Here is a 15,982-nt window from a genome sequence, read left to right as displayed (position 1 = left end):
CCCGCGGGCCGGGGGGATGGTCAGATCCGCGGGGTCGCCGCGGTCGGCATGATGGTGCGCAGCTGGCGGGTCAGCTCGTCGATCAGGGAACGGGCCTGGTCGGCGGCCTGCCGGGCGGCGTCGCGCTCCTGGGACAGCTCGGCGATCTGCGCGCGCTGCTCGGTGACGGCCTGGGCGAGCTGGTCGACCCACTGGTCGCGTTCGGCGAGCTTCTCGGCGACCGCGTCGCGCTCGGCGGCCATCTGCCGCATCCCGGCGACCGCCTTGTCGCGCTCCCGGCCGGCCTGGTCGGCACGGCCGCGGGCGAGCGTCAGCTCCGACTCGGCGCGCGCCTGCGACTGCACCGCGGCCTCCCGGGTGCGGTCGGCGGCCTCGCGCGCCTTGGCGCTGGCGTCGCGCTCGCGCTCGGCCTTCTTGGCGGCCTCCAGCGACTGCGCGGCGGTGTCGAGGGCCTGCTGGCGCTCGGCCTCGGCGGCCTCGGCGCGGGTGATGGCCTCCTGCGCGCGGCGCTCGGCGTCCTGGGCGCGCCGCTCCGCCTCCTGCGCGCGGCGCTCGTTCTCCTGGGCGCGGCGCTCGGACTCCTGCGCGCGGCGGCGCGTCTCGTCGGCCTCCTTGCCGGCGGCGACGACGGCGTGCTGCAGGTTCTGCGCGGTCATCTCCGCGTCGGTCACCTTGGAGCGCAGCGCCGACAGCTCGCCGTGCGCGGCCTCCAGGGCGCGCGACAGCTCGGCGGCCTGCTCGGCGACCCGGTCCCGCTCGGCCTCGGCGGAGCGGCGGCCGCCGACGGCGTCCTCGACGGCGCGCAGCGCGTCGTCGCGGGCCTCGCTCATCGCGTCGCGCTGCTGGATGGCCTGCCGGACGGTCGCCTCGGCCTCGGCGACGCGGCGCTCGGCCTGCTCGGCCTGGGCCTGCGCCTGCTCCATCTGGGCGCGGGCCTGCTCGGCCTGCGCGCGCGCCTGGTCGGCCTGGACGCGGGCCTGCTCGGCCTGCCCGCGGGCCTGGTCGGCCTGGGCGCGGCCCTGCTGCGCCTGGTTCCAGGCGGCCGCGGCGTCGCGCTGCGCGGCCTCCTTCTCCTGCTGCAGGGCGGCGATCTGGGTGACGGCCTCGTTCTGCACCTCGCCGGCGCGCCGCTCGGCCTCGGCCACCTTGCGCTCGGCGTCCACGGCGCGGCGGTCGGCCTGCTCGGCCTGGCCGCGGGCGCGCTGCACCTCGCCCCAGGCGGCGGCCGCGTCGCGCTGCGCCGACTCCTTCTCCGCCTGGATCGCCGCCACCTGCGAGGCGGCCTCGTTCTGCGCCTCGGTGACCTTGCGCTCGCCGGCGGCGAGCGCGTCGCCGATGAGGTCGGCCATCTGGCGCAGCCGCTCGACGATGTCCCAGGGCTGGGCCTCGGGCTGCTCGCCCTCGGGGCGTCCGGCGTCCGCGCCCTGGCCGGGCTGCTTGGGCTTGGCCATCTGGATCGGCTGCTGGGCGGCAGGCACGGGCACGTCGGACCCGCGGCCCGGGTCACGCCCCATCGCGGGCCAGGGAGAACCCGCGTCCGGGACTCCGCGCGAACCACCCGATCCGTTCAGCTCACTCACTGGTCTCCTCGCCTCGTGGTCCGGAGACGGTCGAGCGGTGCGCCGGGACGCCCGCTCGGGTCGCTGCGTTCCTCGCCTCGCGGCTCGTCACTTCGCTCACACGTCTCCTCGCCGACGGCTCCGTACAGGGGGCCGTGTTCCGCGGGGGCTGTCATGGACATGGCGCTCGCGTCACTCCTCGCCCTTGGGCTCGTCGCTCCGCTCACTGAAGGCACTCTAGTGCCGACCAGCGGAACGTTTGCCCAGTTTGGGGTTTAGTTTCGTGCTCGCCTCTCGGTGCGGACGGGGGCCGCACGCCTGGTCACACCCGGTGCGGGCCCTCTGCCGACCCCCCAACGGTGCCACGGGTCACACCGCGCCGCGCGGGAAAGCGCGGACCCGGCCGCCGGGTGGGATGATTCCGCACCATGGAGCTTCGCACCCTGTATCCGCCGATCGAGCCCTACGACTCGGGGCTGCTGGACGTCGGCGACGGCAACCGGATCCACTGGGAGGTCTGCGGGAACCCCGACGGGAAGCCGGCGGTGATGCTGCACGGCGGGCCGGGCGGCGGGTGCAGCCCCGCGCACCGCCGGCAGTTCGACCCCGAGCGGTACCGGATCGTGCTGTTCGACCAGCGCAACTGCGGCCGGAGCCTGCCGCACGCCAAGGATCCGGAGGTGTCGCTGGAGGCGAACACCACCTGGCATCTCGTCGCGGACATGGAGCGGCTGCGCGAGCACCTCGGCATCGAGCGGTGGCTGGTGTTCGGCGGGAGCTGGGGCAGCGCGCTGGCGCTGGCGTACGCGCAGACGCATCCGGACCGGGTGAGCGAGCTGGTGCTGCGCGGCATCTTCACGCTGCGGCCGTTCGAGCTGTACTGGTTCTACCAGGAGGGCGCGTCGCTCATCTTCCCCGACCTGTGGGAGAAGTACGTCGAGCCGATCCCGGAGGACGAGCGGGAGGACCTGATGTCGGCGTTCCACGAGCGGCTCAACTCCCCCGACCGGGACGTGCGGGTCGCGGCGGCGAAGGCGTGGGCGACGTGGGAGGGCTCGACGCTGACGCTGCGCCCGGACCCGGAGCTGGCGGAGGGGTTCGGGGAGCCGGACTACGCGGTGGCGTTCGCGCGGATCGAGAACCACTACTTCGTGAACGAGGGGTTCTTCGAGGACGAGCAGCTGATCAGGGACGTCGACAAGATCCGGCACATCCCGGCCGTGATCGTGCAGGGCCGCTACGACGTGTGCACGCCCGCGGCGACGGCGTGGGACCTGCACCGGGCGTGGCCGGAGGCGGAGTTCCACATCGTGGACGACGCGGGGCACGCCTACAGCGAGCCGGGGATCCTGCACCGGCTCGTGGAAGCGACCGACCGTTTCGCCGAGTCGGGCTGAGCCGCCCCGGCCGGCCGGGCCGGGACGCCGTACCGGACATGCCTCAATGACGTCCGGAGCATGACCGCAAAGGGCCGGGATTCCGCGGGCGCGCGGGGTCCCGGCCGCGTCCGAAACGCCCTCGGGACGGGCGTAATCCTTACCATGCCGCTAACCCTGTCTTACCCGGCGGCAAGGCAACCTCCCCCTTGAAGGTGAGGCACCCGGGGCTCCCAGGGCCCGCGTCCGCGCCCTTGGCCCACATCCGCCCCACGACCCCGCGCGGCGGCCCGACCTCCCGCGATGCGGCGTGACGCCGACCGCACCCGTCCCGTTGTCACCGAATCCTAGTGACTTACCTCACACAACCGATACACAAAAAAGCTCTGTTCGCGAGCGCCGAACATTAAGGTTGCGTTCAGGAACGCGCACCGCGCGCCCGCCCGCGAAGCCGCCAGTACCTCCTGCGTAACGCGGGGAATGGCGCGCCACGGCCCCGAGAACGGTCGGCCGAAATTACCCCGAATTTGGCAAGCGTCTTGCCATACCCGCTGCCCGCCGGGCTAAACATCCTGACGATAACATTACGGAACGATCACCCGGCGAGATTCGCTAAGTTGCCTGGACATGGCACCGCAACCCCTGGAATCACCGACCCGACGCCCCGATCCGGACGAGACGAGCGAGGACGTGCAACTCCAGGAGCCGAGCCTCACCGACGGCCCCGAACTGTGGCGGATCGCCCGGGACTCCAAGGTCCTGGACGTCAATTCGCCGTACAGCTACGCCCTCTGGTGCCGTGACTTCGCCGACACCTCCGTGGTCGCCCGCGACGGCGGCCGCCCCTGCGGTTTCGTCACCGGCTACGTCCGTCCGTCCCGCCCCGACACCTTCTTCGTGTGGCAGGTGGCGGTTGACGACGCTCATCGCGGGCAGGGATTGGCACGCCGCATGCTGGACCGCCTCGGCGACCGGCTGTCGGCCCGCGGCCTCCGCTTCATGGAGGCCACCGTGACTCCGGACAACAAAGCGTCGGAGGCGATGTTCGCCTCGTTCGCCCGGGCCCGCGGCTGCGACCTGACCCGCGAGCCGCTGTTCGGCCCGGAGCACTTCCCGGGCGGCGGACACGAGCCCGAGGTGCTGTTCCGGATCGGCCCGTTCGGCCCCGCGACCTGACCCGCGGCCGGCGGAACCGCCGCCGGCCGGACCGCCCGAGTCCGCCTCGAGTCCGCCCCGAGTCCGCTCCGACCCGTACGCACCCGACCGGTGCCGACCGGCACCGCGTCCCGCCCGAACCGCTCCCACCCCCGACACCTGCCGGAGGCAGAACATGGACGTTTTCGCCCGCATGGAATCGGAAGTCCGCGGCTACTGCCGAAGCTGGCCCACGGTGTTCAGCACCGCACAGGGCTCCCACATCACCGATGAGAACGGCCGCACCTACCTCGATTTCTTCGCCGGCGCGGGAACCCTCAACTACGGACACAACAACCCTCAGCTGAAACGCCGGCTGATGGACTATCTCGCGAGCGACGCCATTGTGCACAGCCTCGACATGTACACCACGGCCAAGCGGGAGTTCCTGGAACGCTTCAACGAGCACGTGCTGGAGCCGCGCGGGCTCGACTACAAGGTCCAGTTCCCCGGCCCGGCGGGCAACAACTCGGTCGAGGCGGCACTGAAACTGGCGCGCAAGTACACCGGGCGGGAGACCGTCGTCAGCTTCACCAACGCCTTCCACGGCATGACGCTGGGCGCGCTGGCGGTCACCGGGAACTCGATGAAGCGCACCGGCGCCGGCGTGCCGCTCGGGCACGGCGTCGCGATGCCCTACGACAACTACCTCGACGGCCGCACCCCCGACTTCCTGCTCTTCGACACGATGCTGGACGACAGCGGCAGCGGCCTGGACAAGCCCGCCGCCGTGATCGTGGAGACCGTCCAGGGCGAGGGCGGCATCAACGTCGCCACCGCCGAGTGGCTGCGCGGCCTGCAGGACCTGTGCCGCCGGCACGACATCCTGCTGATCGTCGACGACGTGCAGATGGGCTGCGGCCGCACCGGCCCGTTCTTCAGCTTCGAGGACGCCGGGATCACCCCCGACATCGTCTGCCTGTCCAAGTCCCTCAGCGGCTACGGGCTGCCGTTCGCGGTCACGCTCATGAAGCGCGAGCTGGACGTGTGGGACCCGGGCGAGCACAACGGCACCTTCCGCGGCTTCAACCCCGCGTTCGTCACCGCCGTCGCCGCGCTGGAGGACTACTGGGCCGGCGAGGGGATGGAGAAGCAGACCCTCAAGAAGGGCCAGCAGGTCCAGACGGCGCTGGAGGAGATCGCGCTCGCGCACGCCGGCGCCGTCGACTCCGTCCGCGGCCGCGGCCTCGCGTGGGGCCTGGTGATGAAGGACCCGCAGGACGCGCCGAAGGTGTGCGGCGAGGCGTTCGCCCGGGGGCTGCTGATGGAGACCTCCGGCCCCGAGGGCGAGGTCGTCAAGCTGCTGCCGCCGCTCACCACCACCGAGACCGAGCTGGCCCACGGCCTGGAGATCATCGCCGAGTCCGTCGAGGCCGTCCGTACCAAGGTGTCGGTCTGACCCGGCCGCCGGGCCGGATCGCCGCCGCGTAACACACCGGAAAAGAGGAATTCATGATCGTTCGCTCCCTTGACGAGATCATCGGCACCGAGCGCGACGTGCAGGCGCCGACCTGGTGCAGCCGGCGCTTCGTGCTGGCCAAGGAGGGCGTGGGGTTCTCGCTGCACGAGACGATCCTTTACGCGGGCACCGAGACGAAGATGTGGTACGCGAACCACATCGAGGCCGTCTACTGCATCGACGGTGAGGGCGAGCTCACCAACGACGAGACGGGCGAGAAGCACGAGATCAAGCCGGGCGTGATGTACCTGCTCAACGGGCACGAGCACCACACCCTTCGCGCCCACACGGACGTCAAGACCGTGTGCGTCTTCAATCCCCCCTGCACCGGTCGGGAGGTCCATGACGAGAACGGGGTCTATCCGCTGCTCACCGAGGAGGACGCATGAGCATCATCGAGTCGCACCCGTCGATCGACGACGCCTACCCCACCCGCAAGGCCGCCGAGGCGGCGCTGCTGTACCGGCAGGACCCGGTCGTGTACGGCGGCCCCGGCGACGGCCCCATCGACGCCGCCACCCTCGACTCCTTCGACCGCGACGGATTCCTGTCCGTCGAGCAGCTGCTCGCGCCGGAGGAGGTCGAGGACTACCGCGCCGAGCTGCGCCGGCTGGCCTCCGACCCGCGGATCCTGGCCGACGAGCGCACGGTCACCGAGCGCGGCTCCGACGAGGTCCGCTCCATCTTCGAGGTCCACAAGATCAGCGACGTGTTCGCGCAGCTGGTCCGCGACCCGCGGGTGGTCGGCCGGGCCCGGCAGATCCTCGGCTCCGACGTGTACGTGCACCAGAGCCGGGTGAACTACAAGCCGGGCTTCACCGGCAAGGACTTCTACTGGCACTCCGACTTCGAGACCTGGCACGCCGAGGACGGCATGCCGAGGATGCGCGCGGTGAGCATTTCCATCGCGCTGACGGAGAATTTCGTGCACAATGGCGGGCTAATGATCATGCCCGGTTCGCACAAGACGTTCGTGGCCTGTGTCGGGGAGACCCCGTCCGACCACTACAAGGAGTCGCTGCGCGGGCAGGAGATCGGCACCCCCGACCCGAACAGCCTGTCGATCCTCGCCGACAAGCACGGGATCGAGCTGTTCACCGGGCCCGCGGGCTCGGCCACCATGTTCGACTGCAACTGCATGCACGGCTCGAACGGGAACATCACCCCGTTCCCCCGGTCCAACGTGTTCGTCGTGTTCAACAGCGTGGAGAACACGTGCGTCGAGCCGTTCTCCGCCCCGGCGCCGCGCCCGCCGTTCATCGGCGCCCGCGACTTCACCCCCATCCGCGACTGACGCGGCGTCACGTTCCCCGCTCCCAACTGGATATCCCCGACAACGGTCCCGCGCCCGCGGGGGGCTTCTCCACGGCCCCCCGCGGGCGCGGGCCACCCCCCATCCCTGCAGGAGTTCAACGATGACTTCCTCGAGACGCGACTTCCTCCGCACCGCCGTTCTGCTGTCCGCCGCCGTCCCCCTGGCCGCGGCGGGCTGCTCCACGACGGATCCGGACAAGGAGGTCTCCGGCGGCGGCACCCTCGACAAGGCCAAGAAGGCCGGCAAGATCACCGTGGGGTTCGCCAACGAGGCCCCCTACGGCTTCACCGACAAGGACGGCAAGCTGACCGGCGAGGCGCCGGAGCTGGCCCGCGTCATCTTCAAGAAGCTCGGCATCGACAAGGTCGAGGGCGTCCAGGTGGACTTCGGCGGCCTGATCGGCGGCCTCAACGCCAAGCGGTTCGACGCGATCGCCGCCGGCATGTTCATCACCCCCGAGCGGTGCGCGTCCGCCGCGTTCGCCAACCCCGAGTACGTCGCCAAGAGCGCGTTCATGGTGCCGAAGGGCAACCCGAAGGGCCTGAAGAACCAGAACGACCCGGCGAAGGCCGGCGTCCGGGTCGGCGTGCTGACCGGCGCCGTCGAGCAGGGCTACGCCGAGAAGAGCGGCGTCAAGAAGAGCAACATCAAGACGTTCCAGGACCAGGCCAGCGCCTACGAGGGCCTGAAGTCCGGGCGCATCGACTGCATCTGGCTGACCCGCATCTCGCTGGCGGACCTGCTGTCCAAGCACCAGGACGGCAAGTACGAGGTGACGGACGCGTTCACGCCCGTCATCGACGGCAAGGAGCAGCTCGGCGCCGGCGCGTTCGTGTTCCGCAAGGCCGACTCCGACCTGCTGAACGCCTGGAACGCCCAGCTCGCCGCGCTGGAGAAGGGCAACCAGCTGCTGCCGGTCCTGCAGCCGTTCGGGTTCACCCAGGCGGAGATGCCGAGCCCGGCCGACACCGCCGCCAAGTTCTGCCAGGGCTGATCGGTGTCGCAGGTCCTCGACAGCTATCACCAGTGGCTGGAGGGCGCGTGGCTGACCTTCCGGCTCACCGTCTTCGGCGGCGTGCTCGCGCTGGTGCTCGCGCTGCTCTTCGGGCTCGCGGGCACCGCGCGCAGCGGGTGGGTCCGCGCGCTGAACCGGGTGTACGTGGAGTTCTTCCGCGGCACCGCGACGCTGGTGCTGCTCTACTGGTTCTTCTACGCGCTGCCCCTCATCGGCCTCCGGTTCACCACCCTGTTCGCGGCGGTCCTCGCGCTCGGCATGAACGTCGGCGCGTACGGCGCCGAGGTGGTGCGCGGCTCGATCAGGGCCGTCCCCCAGGCGCAGTACGAGGCGACGGTCGCGCTGAACTTCACGCCCTTCCAGCGGATGCGGCGCGTCCTGCTGCCGCAGGCGTTCGCGCTGATGCTGCCGCCGTTCGGCAACCTGCTCATCGAGCTGATGAAGGGCACCGCCATCGTCTCGCTCGTCGGCCTCGTCGACATCACGCACGTGTCCAAGAACGTGCAGGGCAGCACCGGGCAGACCGTCTGGTCGTTCACGGTCGCGCTGGTGCTGTACTTCGTGATCGCGCAGGTCCTGCAGCTGTTCGTCCGGTACGCCGAACGGCGGGTGGACCGCATGCTCGGCCGCCGTCCCTCCCGTGAGCCCGACCTCGGCACGGTCGCGGCGGGCGCCCCCGGAGCGGGGGTGGCCGGCTGATGAGCTGGGACTGGAACTACACCGGCGACATCATCCCCGACCTGCTGGACGGGCTGCGCTACACCGTCATCGCGACGCTCGCCGGCTACGTCATCGCGGTGCTCCTCGGCCTGGTGTGGGCGATGCTGCGCCGCACCCCGAACGTCGTCGTCAGCCAGACCGTACGGTGGGTCACCGAGTTCATCCGGTCGACGCCGCTGATCCCGCAGCTGTACTTCGTGTACTACGTGCTGCCGTCGTGGGGGCTGACCATCGGGTCGCTCACCGCCGGGATCATCACCCTCGGGCTGCACTACTCGACGTACACCGCCGAGGTGTACCGGGCGGGCATCTCCGACATCCCGAAGGGCCAGTGGGAGGCGTGCACCGCGCTGAACCTGCCCCGGTCGCGCGTGTGGCTGGACGTGATCCTGCCGCAGGCGATCCGCCGGGTGATCCCGACGCTCGGCAACTACCTCATCGCGATGTTCAAGGACTCGCCGATGCTGCTGGCGATCAACGTGACGGAGCTGCTGATGTCGGCGTACCAGGTGGGCTCGCGGAGCCTGCGGTTCCTGGAGCCGATCACGCTGGTGGGCCTGCTGTTCATCATCGTCAGCGTCATATCCTCGATTCTCGTCCGCCGCCTGGAGAGGCGCTATGCCACCAACTGACACCGCACCGGAAGCCCCCACGCCCGAAGAGGAGTCGCCGGGCGTCTCCACCGAGAAGAAGGGCGTCCGCAAGGAGGACGGCGACGGCGCGGCGGCCGCGCTGCCGCACGGCGACGCGCCCGGGATCCGCTTCGAGAAGGTCGTCAAGCGGTTCGGCTCCAACGTCGTCCTGCGCGAGCTCGACTTCGCCGTCGAGCCCGGCGAGCGGGTGACGCTGATCGGGCCGAGCGGATCGGGCAAGACCACGATCCTGCGGCTGCTCATGACGCTGGAGAAGCTCGACGACGGGCTGATCTGGATCGGCGACGACACCCTCTGGCACATGGACAAGGGCGGGCGCCGCGTCCCGGCCAACCAGAAGCACCTGCACGAGATGCGCAAGCAGGTCGGCATGGTGTTCCAGCAGTTCAACCTGTTCCCCAACATGAACGTGCTGCGCAACCTCACCGAAGGGCCGGTGCGGGTGCTCGGCACGTCCAAGGACGAGGCCGTCGAGCGCGCCCGCGGCCTGCTGGACATGGTCGGGCTCTCCGACAAGGAGAACGCCCACCCCTCGCAGCTGTCCGGCGGCCAGCAGCAGCGCGTCGCGATCGCGCGGGCGCTCGCCATGCAGCCCCGGGTGCTGCTGCTGGACGAGGTGACCTCCGCGCTGGACCCCGAACTCGTCGTCGGCGTGCAGGACCTGCTGCGCGACATCGCCCGCGAGAGCGACCTGACGATGCTGTGCGTCACCCACGAGATGAACTTCGCCAAGGACATCTCCAACCGGGTGCTGATGTTCGACCAGGGCCAGATCGTCGAGGAGGGCCCGCCGGACCGGATCTTCGGCGAGCCCGCCGAGCAGCGCACTCGCGACTTCCTGCAGGCGGTGCTCGCCACCTGACCGCGGCCCGCAGGGGTTAGTCTCGATCCGTTCGACATCGCCCGCGTCCCCGTCGCCCCGGGGACGCGGGCGATCCCCGTCCAGGCCTTCGTCGGGCGCGCCGTCAGGGTTCTTCCGGCGGCCGGCGGGTGATCATCGGGGCGAGGTGGCGGCGGGCGTAGCGGCGCGCGCGGTCGTCGTCGCCCAGTGGGACGCAGCCGTCCGGCGCCAGCACGAACGACAGCATCACCCGGATCAGCGTCTCCGCGGTCACGTCGGCGTCCTCGGCGACGTCCGGGGCGACGCCGTCCGCGCCCCGCAGCACCCCGGCCAGGAACGTCCGCGCCGCCGCCAGGAAAGGGCCGCTGTCGACCGTCAGGAACGGCAGCAGCGCGTCCGGCTCCGTCGCCATCAGCCGCTGGAACAGCCCGTGCCCGCGGGCGTGCCGCAGCGTCACCACGAACCCCTCCGCGACCCGGTCGGCGACGCCGGGCAGGCCGTCCACCGCGGCGGTGAACACCTCCAGGAACCGCCGCACCTCCCGCAGCAGCACCGCCTCGACCAGCGCGTTCTTGGACGCGAACCGGCGGTAGACGGTGATCCGGGCGACACCGGCGCCGCGCGCGACGTCCTCCATCGACGTGCGCCGCAACCCGAACTCGGCGAACTGCTCCAGCGCGGCGTCCAGCACACGCGTGCTGGTCGGGTCCGCGTCGTGATCGTGCGCGAGGACGCGGGCGAGCATGTTCTCGGGGGGAACGGCGGCCATCGCCCGCCAGCGTAACGGTGTCGGCTGCAATCCCGGCTGTGCTGCCACAGCCCGGCACGCTCGCCTCGCCGGCTCGCGCGCTGACCGTGCTTGGGCGAGCGCGACCTCGCTTCGCGAGCTTCCCGGTGGGGGCTCGCCTTCGGCTTCTCCCCCACCGGTCAGATAGCGCGCTCGCGCGACGGCTGAGGTCGCCGCCTCTGTGCCCCGGTGGCGCAGGTCAGGCGATGCCGGGCCAGGCTGCTGTCACGAGGTCCGTCCAGCGGGGCTGCGGGATGTCGGCGCCGAACTGGCGGGCCAGCTCGTACGGGAGCGAGCCGATCGGGGCCTTGGCCGGGTTCGCGACGATCTGGCCGACGATGATCTCGGCGAGGCCGCAGCCCGGCTCGAGGCGGGGGAACGCGGCGTGGGCGGCTTCGGCGACGCCGCCGGGGAGCCGCCCGGTGCCGAGGCCGGCGACGTCGGCGCTGGTCCCGGCGTGGGTGAGGGCGATCTCCGGGCGCATGCGGTTGGCGATGTCGCGGCTGGTGTGCAGGGCGATGGCCTCCCAGACGACGCGGGCCCGGTCGGCGTCGAACCCGTTCGTGGTGAGGAACTCGGCGGCGAGGTCGGCGCCGTCCACCTCGAAGCGGTGGCCGCCGTTCCCCTGCTCGGTCAGCCCGAGGTCGTGCAGGACGCTCGCCAGGAACAGCGTCTCGTCGTCGTAGTCGGCGCCGGGACGCAGGCCCCGCGCCTCACCGATGGCGCGGGCGAACAGGTAGGTGCGGACGCTGTGGTTGGCGAGCGCCGCCGTCCCGGTGGCGAACACCAGGTCGTAGGACTTGCGGGTCAGGTCGGTGTCGGGCAGCGAGAACTCGGCGAAGTGGTCGGACACGAGGGCTCCTCGGACGTGGTGCTCGGGGACGCCACCGATCGTCCGACGCCGTCCGGGGGCGCGGACAGTGTCCGGACTGCCGATGTGCGCTACGTTCTGGCCATGCCCGAACCTCACGTCGTCGCGGTGCTCGCGCTGGACGGGGTCGTGGCGTTCGACCTCGCGACCCCTGGCCAGGTGTTCGGGACGACGACCACGGCGGACCTCGTCCCGCTCTACGACGTCCGTGTCTGCACGCCTCCGGGCGGCGCGCGCACCTCCGCCGCGCTCGGCCGGATGCGGGTGGACGCCCCGTACGGCCTGGACGCGCTGGCGGCGGCGGACACGATCGTCGTCCCCGGCCACGAGGGCGTCGCGGACGATCCGCCCGGCGAGGTCCTGGACGCGCTGCGGTCCGCGGCGGCCCGGGGTGCCCGGATCGCGTCGATCTGCGTCGGCGCGTTCGTGCTGGCGGCGGCGGGCCTGCTGGACGGGCAGCGCGCGACGACGCACTGGCACTACGCGCGCGCTCTGGCGCGGCGGTATCCGCGGGTGGAGGTCGATCCGTCCGTCCTGTACGTCGACAACGGGCAGGTGCTCACGTCGGCGGGCGTCGCGGCGGGCGTCGACCTGTGCCTGCACATCGTCCGCCGCGACCACGGCTCGGCGGCGGCGGCGCGGACCGCGCGGCGGATCGTCATGCCGCCGCAGCGCGACGGCGGGCAGGCGCAGTTCATCCGGCACGACGAGCCGCCGGACGGCGCGGCGGCGCTGCAGCCGACGCTGGCCTGGCTGGAGGCGAACCTGCACCGTCCGCTGGCGCTGGACGACATCGCGCGGCAGGCGTCGTGCAGCGTCCGGACGCTGACCCGGCGGTTCCGGGAGCAGGCCGGGACGACGCCGCAGCAGTGGCTGTCGCACGCGCGGGTGCGCCGCGCCCAGCAGTTGCTGGAGGACACCGACCTGCCGGTCGAGCGGGTGGCCGTCGAGGCGGGGTTCGGGTCGCCGGTGACGCTGCGGGCGCACTTCGCGCGGCGGGTCGGTGCGTCGCCGCTGGCGTACCGGGGTGCGTTCCGCGCGCGCTCGGAGTGATCGTCCGCCCCGCCGCTCCGTCTACCGAATGCTGTTCGGTACCGTGGCCGTGACGATGCGGGGAGGGATGCGACGGATGAGCGCTGCGATCGCCGGGCTCGGAATGACGGAGCTCGGCCGGGTGTACGGGCGCAGCCCGCGGCGGCTGGCGGCCGACGCGGTGCGGCTCGCCGCGGCCGACGCCGGCCTCGGCCTGGCCGACCTGGACGGGCTGCTGGTCAGCCACGGCATGGGCGGCTCGCCCGGGATCGAGCTGGCCGACACGCTCGGCCTGCGGGACCTGCGGCTGCTGACCCAGATGAACGCCTTCGGCGCCACCGCCGGGGCCATGGTCGCGCACGCGGCGATGTCGGTGATGAGCGGCGCCGCGACCACGGTCGCGTGCGTGTTCGCCGACGCGCCGCTGAAGCCGAAGCAGTCGGCGGGCTCGGCCTACAACCGCAACGCCCGCGAATGGTACGGCTACGGCGGCATGACGGCGGCGCTCGGGCTGCGCAGCGTCAACTCCTTCTACGCGCTCGCCGCGCAGCGGCACATGTCCCGGTACGGGACGACCAGTGAGCAGCTCGGCGCGATCGCGGTGTCCACGCGGGAGTGGGCGACCCGCAACCCCCTCGCGCAGATGCGCGAACCGATCACGATCGCCGACCACCAGGCGTCCCGCTGGGTGTCGGAACCCCTGCACCTGCTCGACTGCTGCCTGGTCTCCAACGGCGCCATCGCGGTGATCGTGACCAGCGCCGACCGCGCCCGCGACCTCGCCCGGCCGCCCGTCCACCTGTGGGGATGGGGGCAGGGCCACCCCGGGCACCGCAAGGAGCGCGGCAGCGAGTTCGGGCTGACCACCGGCGCCGTCTCCTCCGGCGCGACCGCGATGAAGATGGCCGGGATCACCCCGTCCGACGTCGACGTGTGCGAGCTGTACGACTGCTACACCTACACCGTCCTGGTGTCCCTGGAGGACTACGGGTTCTGCGCCAAGGGCGAGGGCGGCGCGTTCGCCGCGTCCGGCGCGCTCGGCCCCGGCGGGTCGCTGCCCACCAACACCGGCGGCGGGCAGCTGTCGGCGTACTACATGTGGGGCTTCACGCCGCTGTCCGAGGCCGTCATCCAGGCGCGCGGCGACGGCGGGGAGCGGCAGGCGCCGTCCAACGACGTCGTCCTCGTCAGCGGCAACGGCGGCATCCTCGACCACCACTCCACCCTGATCGTCAGCCCGCACCCGAAGGGAGCCTGACCGATGGAGATCGGCGTTCTGCGGCGCGACGGGCGCACCGACCCGTTCTTCGACGGCACCGCCGCCGGCAAGCTCGTCATCAAGCGCTGCGAGGCGTGCGACCGCTGGTACGCGCCGGACGCGGGCGGCTGCCCCGAATGCGGCGAAGAGGAGCTGGCCTGGGCGGAGGCGAGCGGCGAGGCGACCCTCGTGACCTGGACCGTCACCCACGGCCGGCCCGCCGAGGACGGCACCGTCCCGCCGCCCGCCTACCTCGCGCTCGTCGAGCTGGCCGAGGGCCCATGGATGTACGCGCGGCTGGACGGCGTCTCCCCCGGCGACCTGCGCGAGGGGCTGCCGCTGCGGGCCTCGTTCGAGCACCCCGGCGAGGGCGAGTCGTACGTGCTGTTCCGCCCGGCCGCCTGACCGTCCGAGGCCTGGACCGAATGACGTTCGGTCCGTTAGCGTCGGGGACATGAACACCGAGGTCTGCGCCACGTTCGGGATCGAGTTCCCGCTGTTCGCCTTCAGCCACTGCCGCGACGTCGTCGCCGCCGTCACCAACGCCGGCGGCTTCGGCGTCCTCGGCGCCGTCGCCTACACCCCCGACCGGCTGGAGGAGGAGCTGCGCTGGATCGACGACCACGTCGGCGGCCGCCCCTACGGCGTCGACGTCCTCGTCCCCGCCAAGATCGACGAGGCGGCCGAGCGCGCCGGACGCGGCGAGGGCGGCCTCGACACCCTGCTCGCGGCGGTCCCGCAGGAGCACTGGGACTTCCTCATCGGCCTGTTCGGCAAGTACGACGTCCCGCTGCCCGACTTCGAGAAGGCCAAGAAGACCAACGCGCGCGGCGGCACCTCGGTCACCAAGGAGGGCGCCACCGAACTGATCGACGTGTCCCTCGCCCACCCGATCCGGCTCATCGCCAGCGCCCTCGGCACCCCGCCGCCGATCATGGTGGAGAAGGCCAAGGCCGCCGGGATCCCCGTCGCCGCGCTCGTCGGGACGGCCGAGCACGCCCGCCGCCAGGTCGCCGCCGGCGTCGACCTCGTCATCGCGCAGGGCGGCGAGGCCGGCGGGCACACTGGCGAGATCTCCACGATGGTGCTCGTCCCCGAGGTCGTCGACACCGTCGCGCCGGTGCCCGTCCTCGCCGCCGGCGGCATCGCCACCGGCCGCCAGATGGCCGCCGCGCTCGCCCTCGGCGCGTCCGGCGTCTGGTGCGGCTCCGTCTGGCTCACCACCGAGGAGGCCGAGACGGCGCCCGCCGTCAAGGAGAAGATGCTCGCCGCCACGTCCCGCGACACCATCCGGTCGCGGTCCCGCACCGGCAAGCCCGCCCGCCAGCTGCGCTCCGCCTGGACCGACGAGTGGGAGGGGCCGGACAGCCCCGGGCCGCTGGGGATGCCGCTGCAGATGATCGTCGCCGAGGGCGCGATGCGGCAGATCACCAAGGTCGCCGAGTCCGGCAACCCGGGCGCCCGCGCGCTCGCGAACTACTTCGTCGGCCAGTGCGTCGGCCTGATGAACACCGTCAAGCCCGCCCGCCAGGTCGTCTACGACATGGTCGAGGAGTTCGCCGACGCCGTCGAGCGCCTCAACACCATCACCTCGGCCGACTGACCGGTCCTGTGCAGTACGCCAGCCGAGTGGTTCGACATCGAGAGCATCGCTTTCACGCGCATGTCGAAAGGCTTCGGGCCGAGTTCCGGTGCCCTTGGAGTTTGAAGTTCGCCGTGACTATCGGCTTTTTGCGGTAATGATTCGCCATCGCTTGATGGGGACATTCTGAGGGCGCAATGGATGGCCTCCGTCAGGAGGCATTGGGATGACACGTTGATTGGAGAATCACAAGAGGGGTGTTCGGGTGGTGGGGTGGCGCTTGCGTACGGGGCCGCCCCTCCAAAGTCAAGGGCGCCTTC

The 15,982-nt window shown here is 71.8% G+C and carries 16 protein-coding genes; 13 read left to right on the top strand and 3 right to left on the bottom strand.

Going from position 1 to position 15,982, the window contains the following annotated elements; all coding sequences use genetic code 11:
• Positions 1-20: 20 nt before the first annotated feature.
• Complete coding sequence (locus tag AB0C78_RS00080; RefSeq protein WP_360739897.1) at positions 21-1,484, bottom strand: hypothetical protein; 1,464 nt, start codon at positions 1,482-1,484, stop codon at positions 21-23.
• A 503-nt stretch (positions 1,485-1,987) separates the two neighbouring features.
• Here AB0C78_RS00080 and pip point away from each other — a divergent pair.
• From pip to ehuA, 9 genes are all read left to right on the top strand, one after another.
• Positions 1,988-2,956: a prolyl aminopeptidase gene (gene pip, locus AB0C78_RS00075; RefSeq protein ID WP_360739894.1), complete on the top strand. Its 969-nt coding sequence runs from the start codon at positions 1,988-1,990 to the stop codon at positions 2,954-2,956.
• A gap of 606 nt (positions 2,957-3,562) precedes the next feature.
• Entirely contained in the window at positions 3,563-4,111 is a 549-nt protein-coding gene (ectA, locus tag AB0C78_RS00070) for a diaminobutyrate acetyltransferase (protein ID WP_360739892.1), read from the top strand.
• A gap of 154 nt (positions 4,112-4,265) precedes the next feature.
• Positions 4,266-5,528 (top strand): diaminobutyrate--2-oxoglutarate transaminase, encoded by a 1,263-nt coding sequence (gene ectB, locus AB0C78_RS00065; RefSeq protein ID WP_360739890.1) that lies wholly within the window; start codon positions 4,266-4,268, stop codon positions 5,526-5,528.
• Positions 5,529-5,581: 53 nt separating this feature from the next.
• Complete coding sequence (locus AB0C78_RS00060; RefSeq protein WP_151544656.1) at positions 5,582-5,977, top strand: ectoine synthase; 396 nt, start codon at positions 5,582-5,584, stop codon at positions 5,975-5,977.
• A complete protein-coding gene (gene thpD, locus AB0C78_RS00055; RefSeq protein WP_360739888.1) occupies positions 5,974-6,882 on the top strand; it encodes an ectoine hydroxylase in 909 nt (302 codons plus the stop codon). The genes AB0C78_RS00060 and thpD overlap by 4 nt, the downstream gene beginning before the upstream one ends.
• 121 nt (positions 6,883-7,003) lie before the next feature.
• Complete coding sequence (gene ehuB, locus AB0C78_RS00050) at positions 7,004-7,897, top strand: ectoine/hydroxyectoine ABC transporter substrate-binding protein EhuB (protein WP_151544658.1); 894 nt, start codon at positions 7,004-7,006, stop codon at positions 7,895-7,897.
• A 3-nt stretch (positions 7,898-7,900) separates the two neighbouring features.
• Positions 7,901-8,617 (top strand): ectoine/hydroxyectoine ABC transporter permease subunit EhuC, encoded by a 717-nt coding sequence (ehuC, locus tag AB0C78_RS00045; protein ID WP_360739886.1) that lies wholly within the window; start codon positions 7,901-7,903, stop codon positions 8,615-8,617.
• A complete protein-coding gene (gene ehuD / locus AB0C78_RS00040) occupies positions 8,617-9,270 on the top strand; it encodes an ectoine/hydroxyectoine ABC transporter permease subunit EhuD (protein WP_360739883.1) in 654 nt (217 codons plus the stop codon). Before ehuC ends, ehuD begins: the two co-directional genes overlap by 1 nt.
• A gap of 100 nt (positions 9,271-9,370) precedes the next feature.
• Entirely contained in the window at positions 9,371-10,153 is a 783-nt protein-coding gene (gene ehuA, locus AB0C78_RS00035) for an ectoine/hydroxyectoine ABC transporter ATP-binding protein EhuA (protein ID WP_360740444.1), read from the top strand.
• 103 nt (positions 10,154-10,256) lie between these two features.
• Here ehuA and AB0C78_RS00030 read toward each other — a convergent pair whose 3' ends face one another.
• Both AB0C78_RS00030 and AB0C78_RS00025 read right to left on the bottom strand, forming a co-directional pair.
• Positions 10,257-10,901: a TetR family transcriptional regulator gene (locus AB0C78_RS00030; RefSeq protein WP_360739880.1), complete on the bottom strand. Its 645-nt coding sequence runs from the start codon at positions 10,899-10,901 to the stop codon at positions 10,257-10,259.
• Between the two features lie 217 nt (positions 10,902-11,118).
• The gene (locus AB0C78_RS00025; protein WP_360739877.1) at positions 11,119-11,772 is read right to left on the bottom strand and encodes an HD domain-containing protein; all 654 of its coding nucleotides are present in this window, start codon (positions 11,770-11,772) and stop codon (positions 11,119-11,121) included.
• Between the two features lie 102 nt (positions 11,773-11,874).
• Here AB0C78_RS00025 and AB0C78_RS00020 point away from each other — a divergent pair, with 102 nt between their 5' ends.
• From AB0C78_RS00020 to AB0C78_RS00005, 4 genes are all read left to right on the top strand, one after another.
• Entirely contained in the window at positions 11,875-12,843 is a 969-nt protein-coding gene (locus AB0C78_RS00020; RefSeq protein WP_360739874.1) for a helix-turn-helix domain-containing protein, read from the top strand.
• Positions 12,844-12,919: 76 nt separating this feature from the next.
• Positions 12,920-14,080: a thiolase family protein gene (locus AB0C78_RS00015; RefSeq protein WP_360739871.1), complete on the top strand. Its 1,161-nt coding sequence runs from the start codon at positions 12,920-12,922 to the stop codon at positions 14,078-14,080.
• Between the two features lie 3 nt (positions 14,081-14,083).
• Positions 14,084-14,485, top strand: coding sequence for an OB-fold domain-containing protein (locus AB0C78_RS00010; protein ID WP_360739868.1), 402 nt, complete (start codon positions 14,084-14,086; stop codon positions 14,483-14,485).
• A gap of 49 nt (positions 14,486-14,534) precedes the next feature.
• Positions 14,535-15,683 carry a nitronate monooxygenase gene (locus AB0C78_RS00005; RefSeq protein WP_151544667.1) on the top strand — a complete coding sequence of 383 codons (1,149 nt, stop codon included), beginning with the start codon at positions 14,535-14,537 and terminating at the stop codon, positions 15,681-15,683.
• Positions 15,684-15,982: the final 299 nt, after the last annotated feature.

Origin of the sequence: Actinomadura sp. NPDC048394, from assembly GCF_040651755.1 — a bacterium.
In the GTDB taxonomy this organism is placed as follows: Bacteria; Actinomycetota; Actinomycetes; order Streptosporangiales; family Streptosporangiaceae; genus Spirillospora; species Spirillospora montaniterrae.
This window is presented reverse-complemented; position numbering and strand designations above follow the sequence as displayed.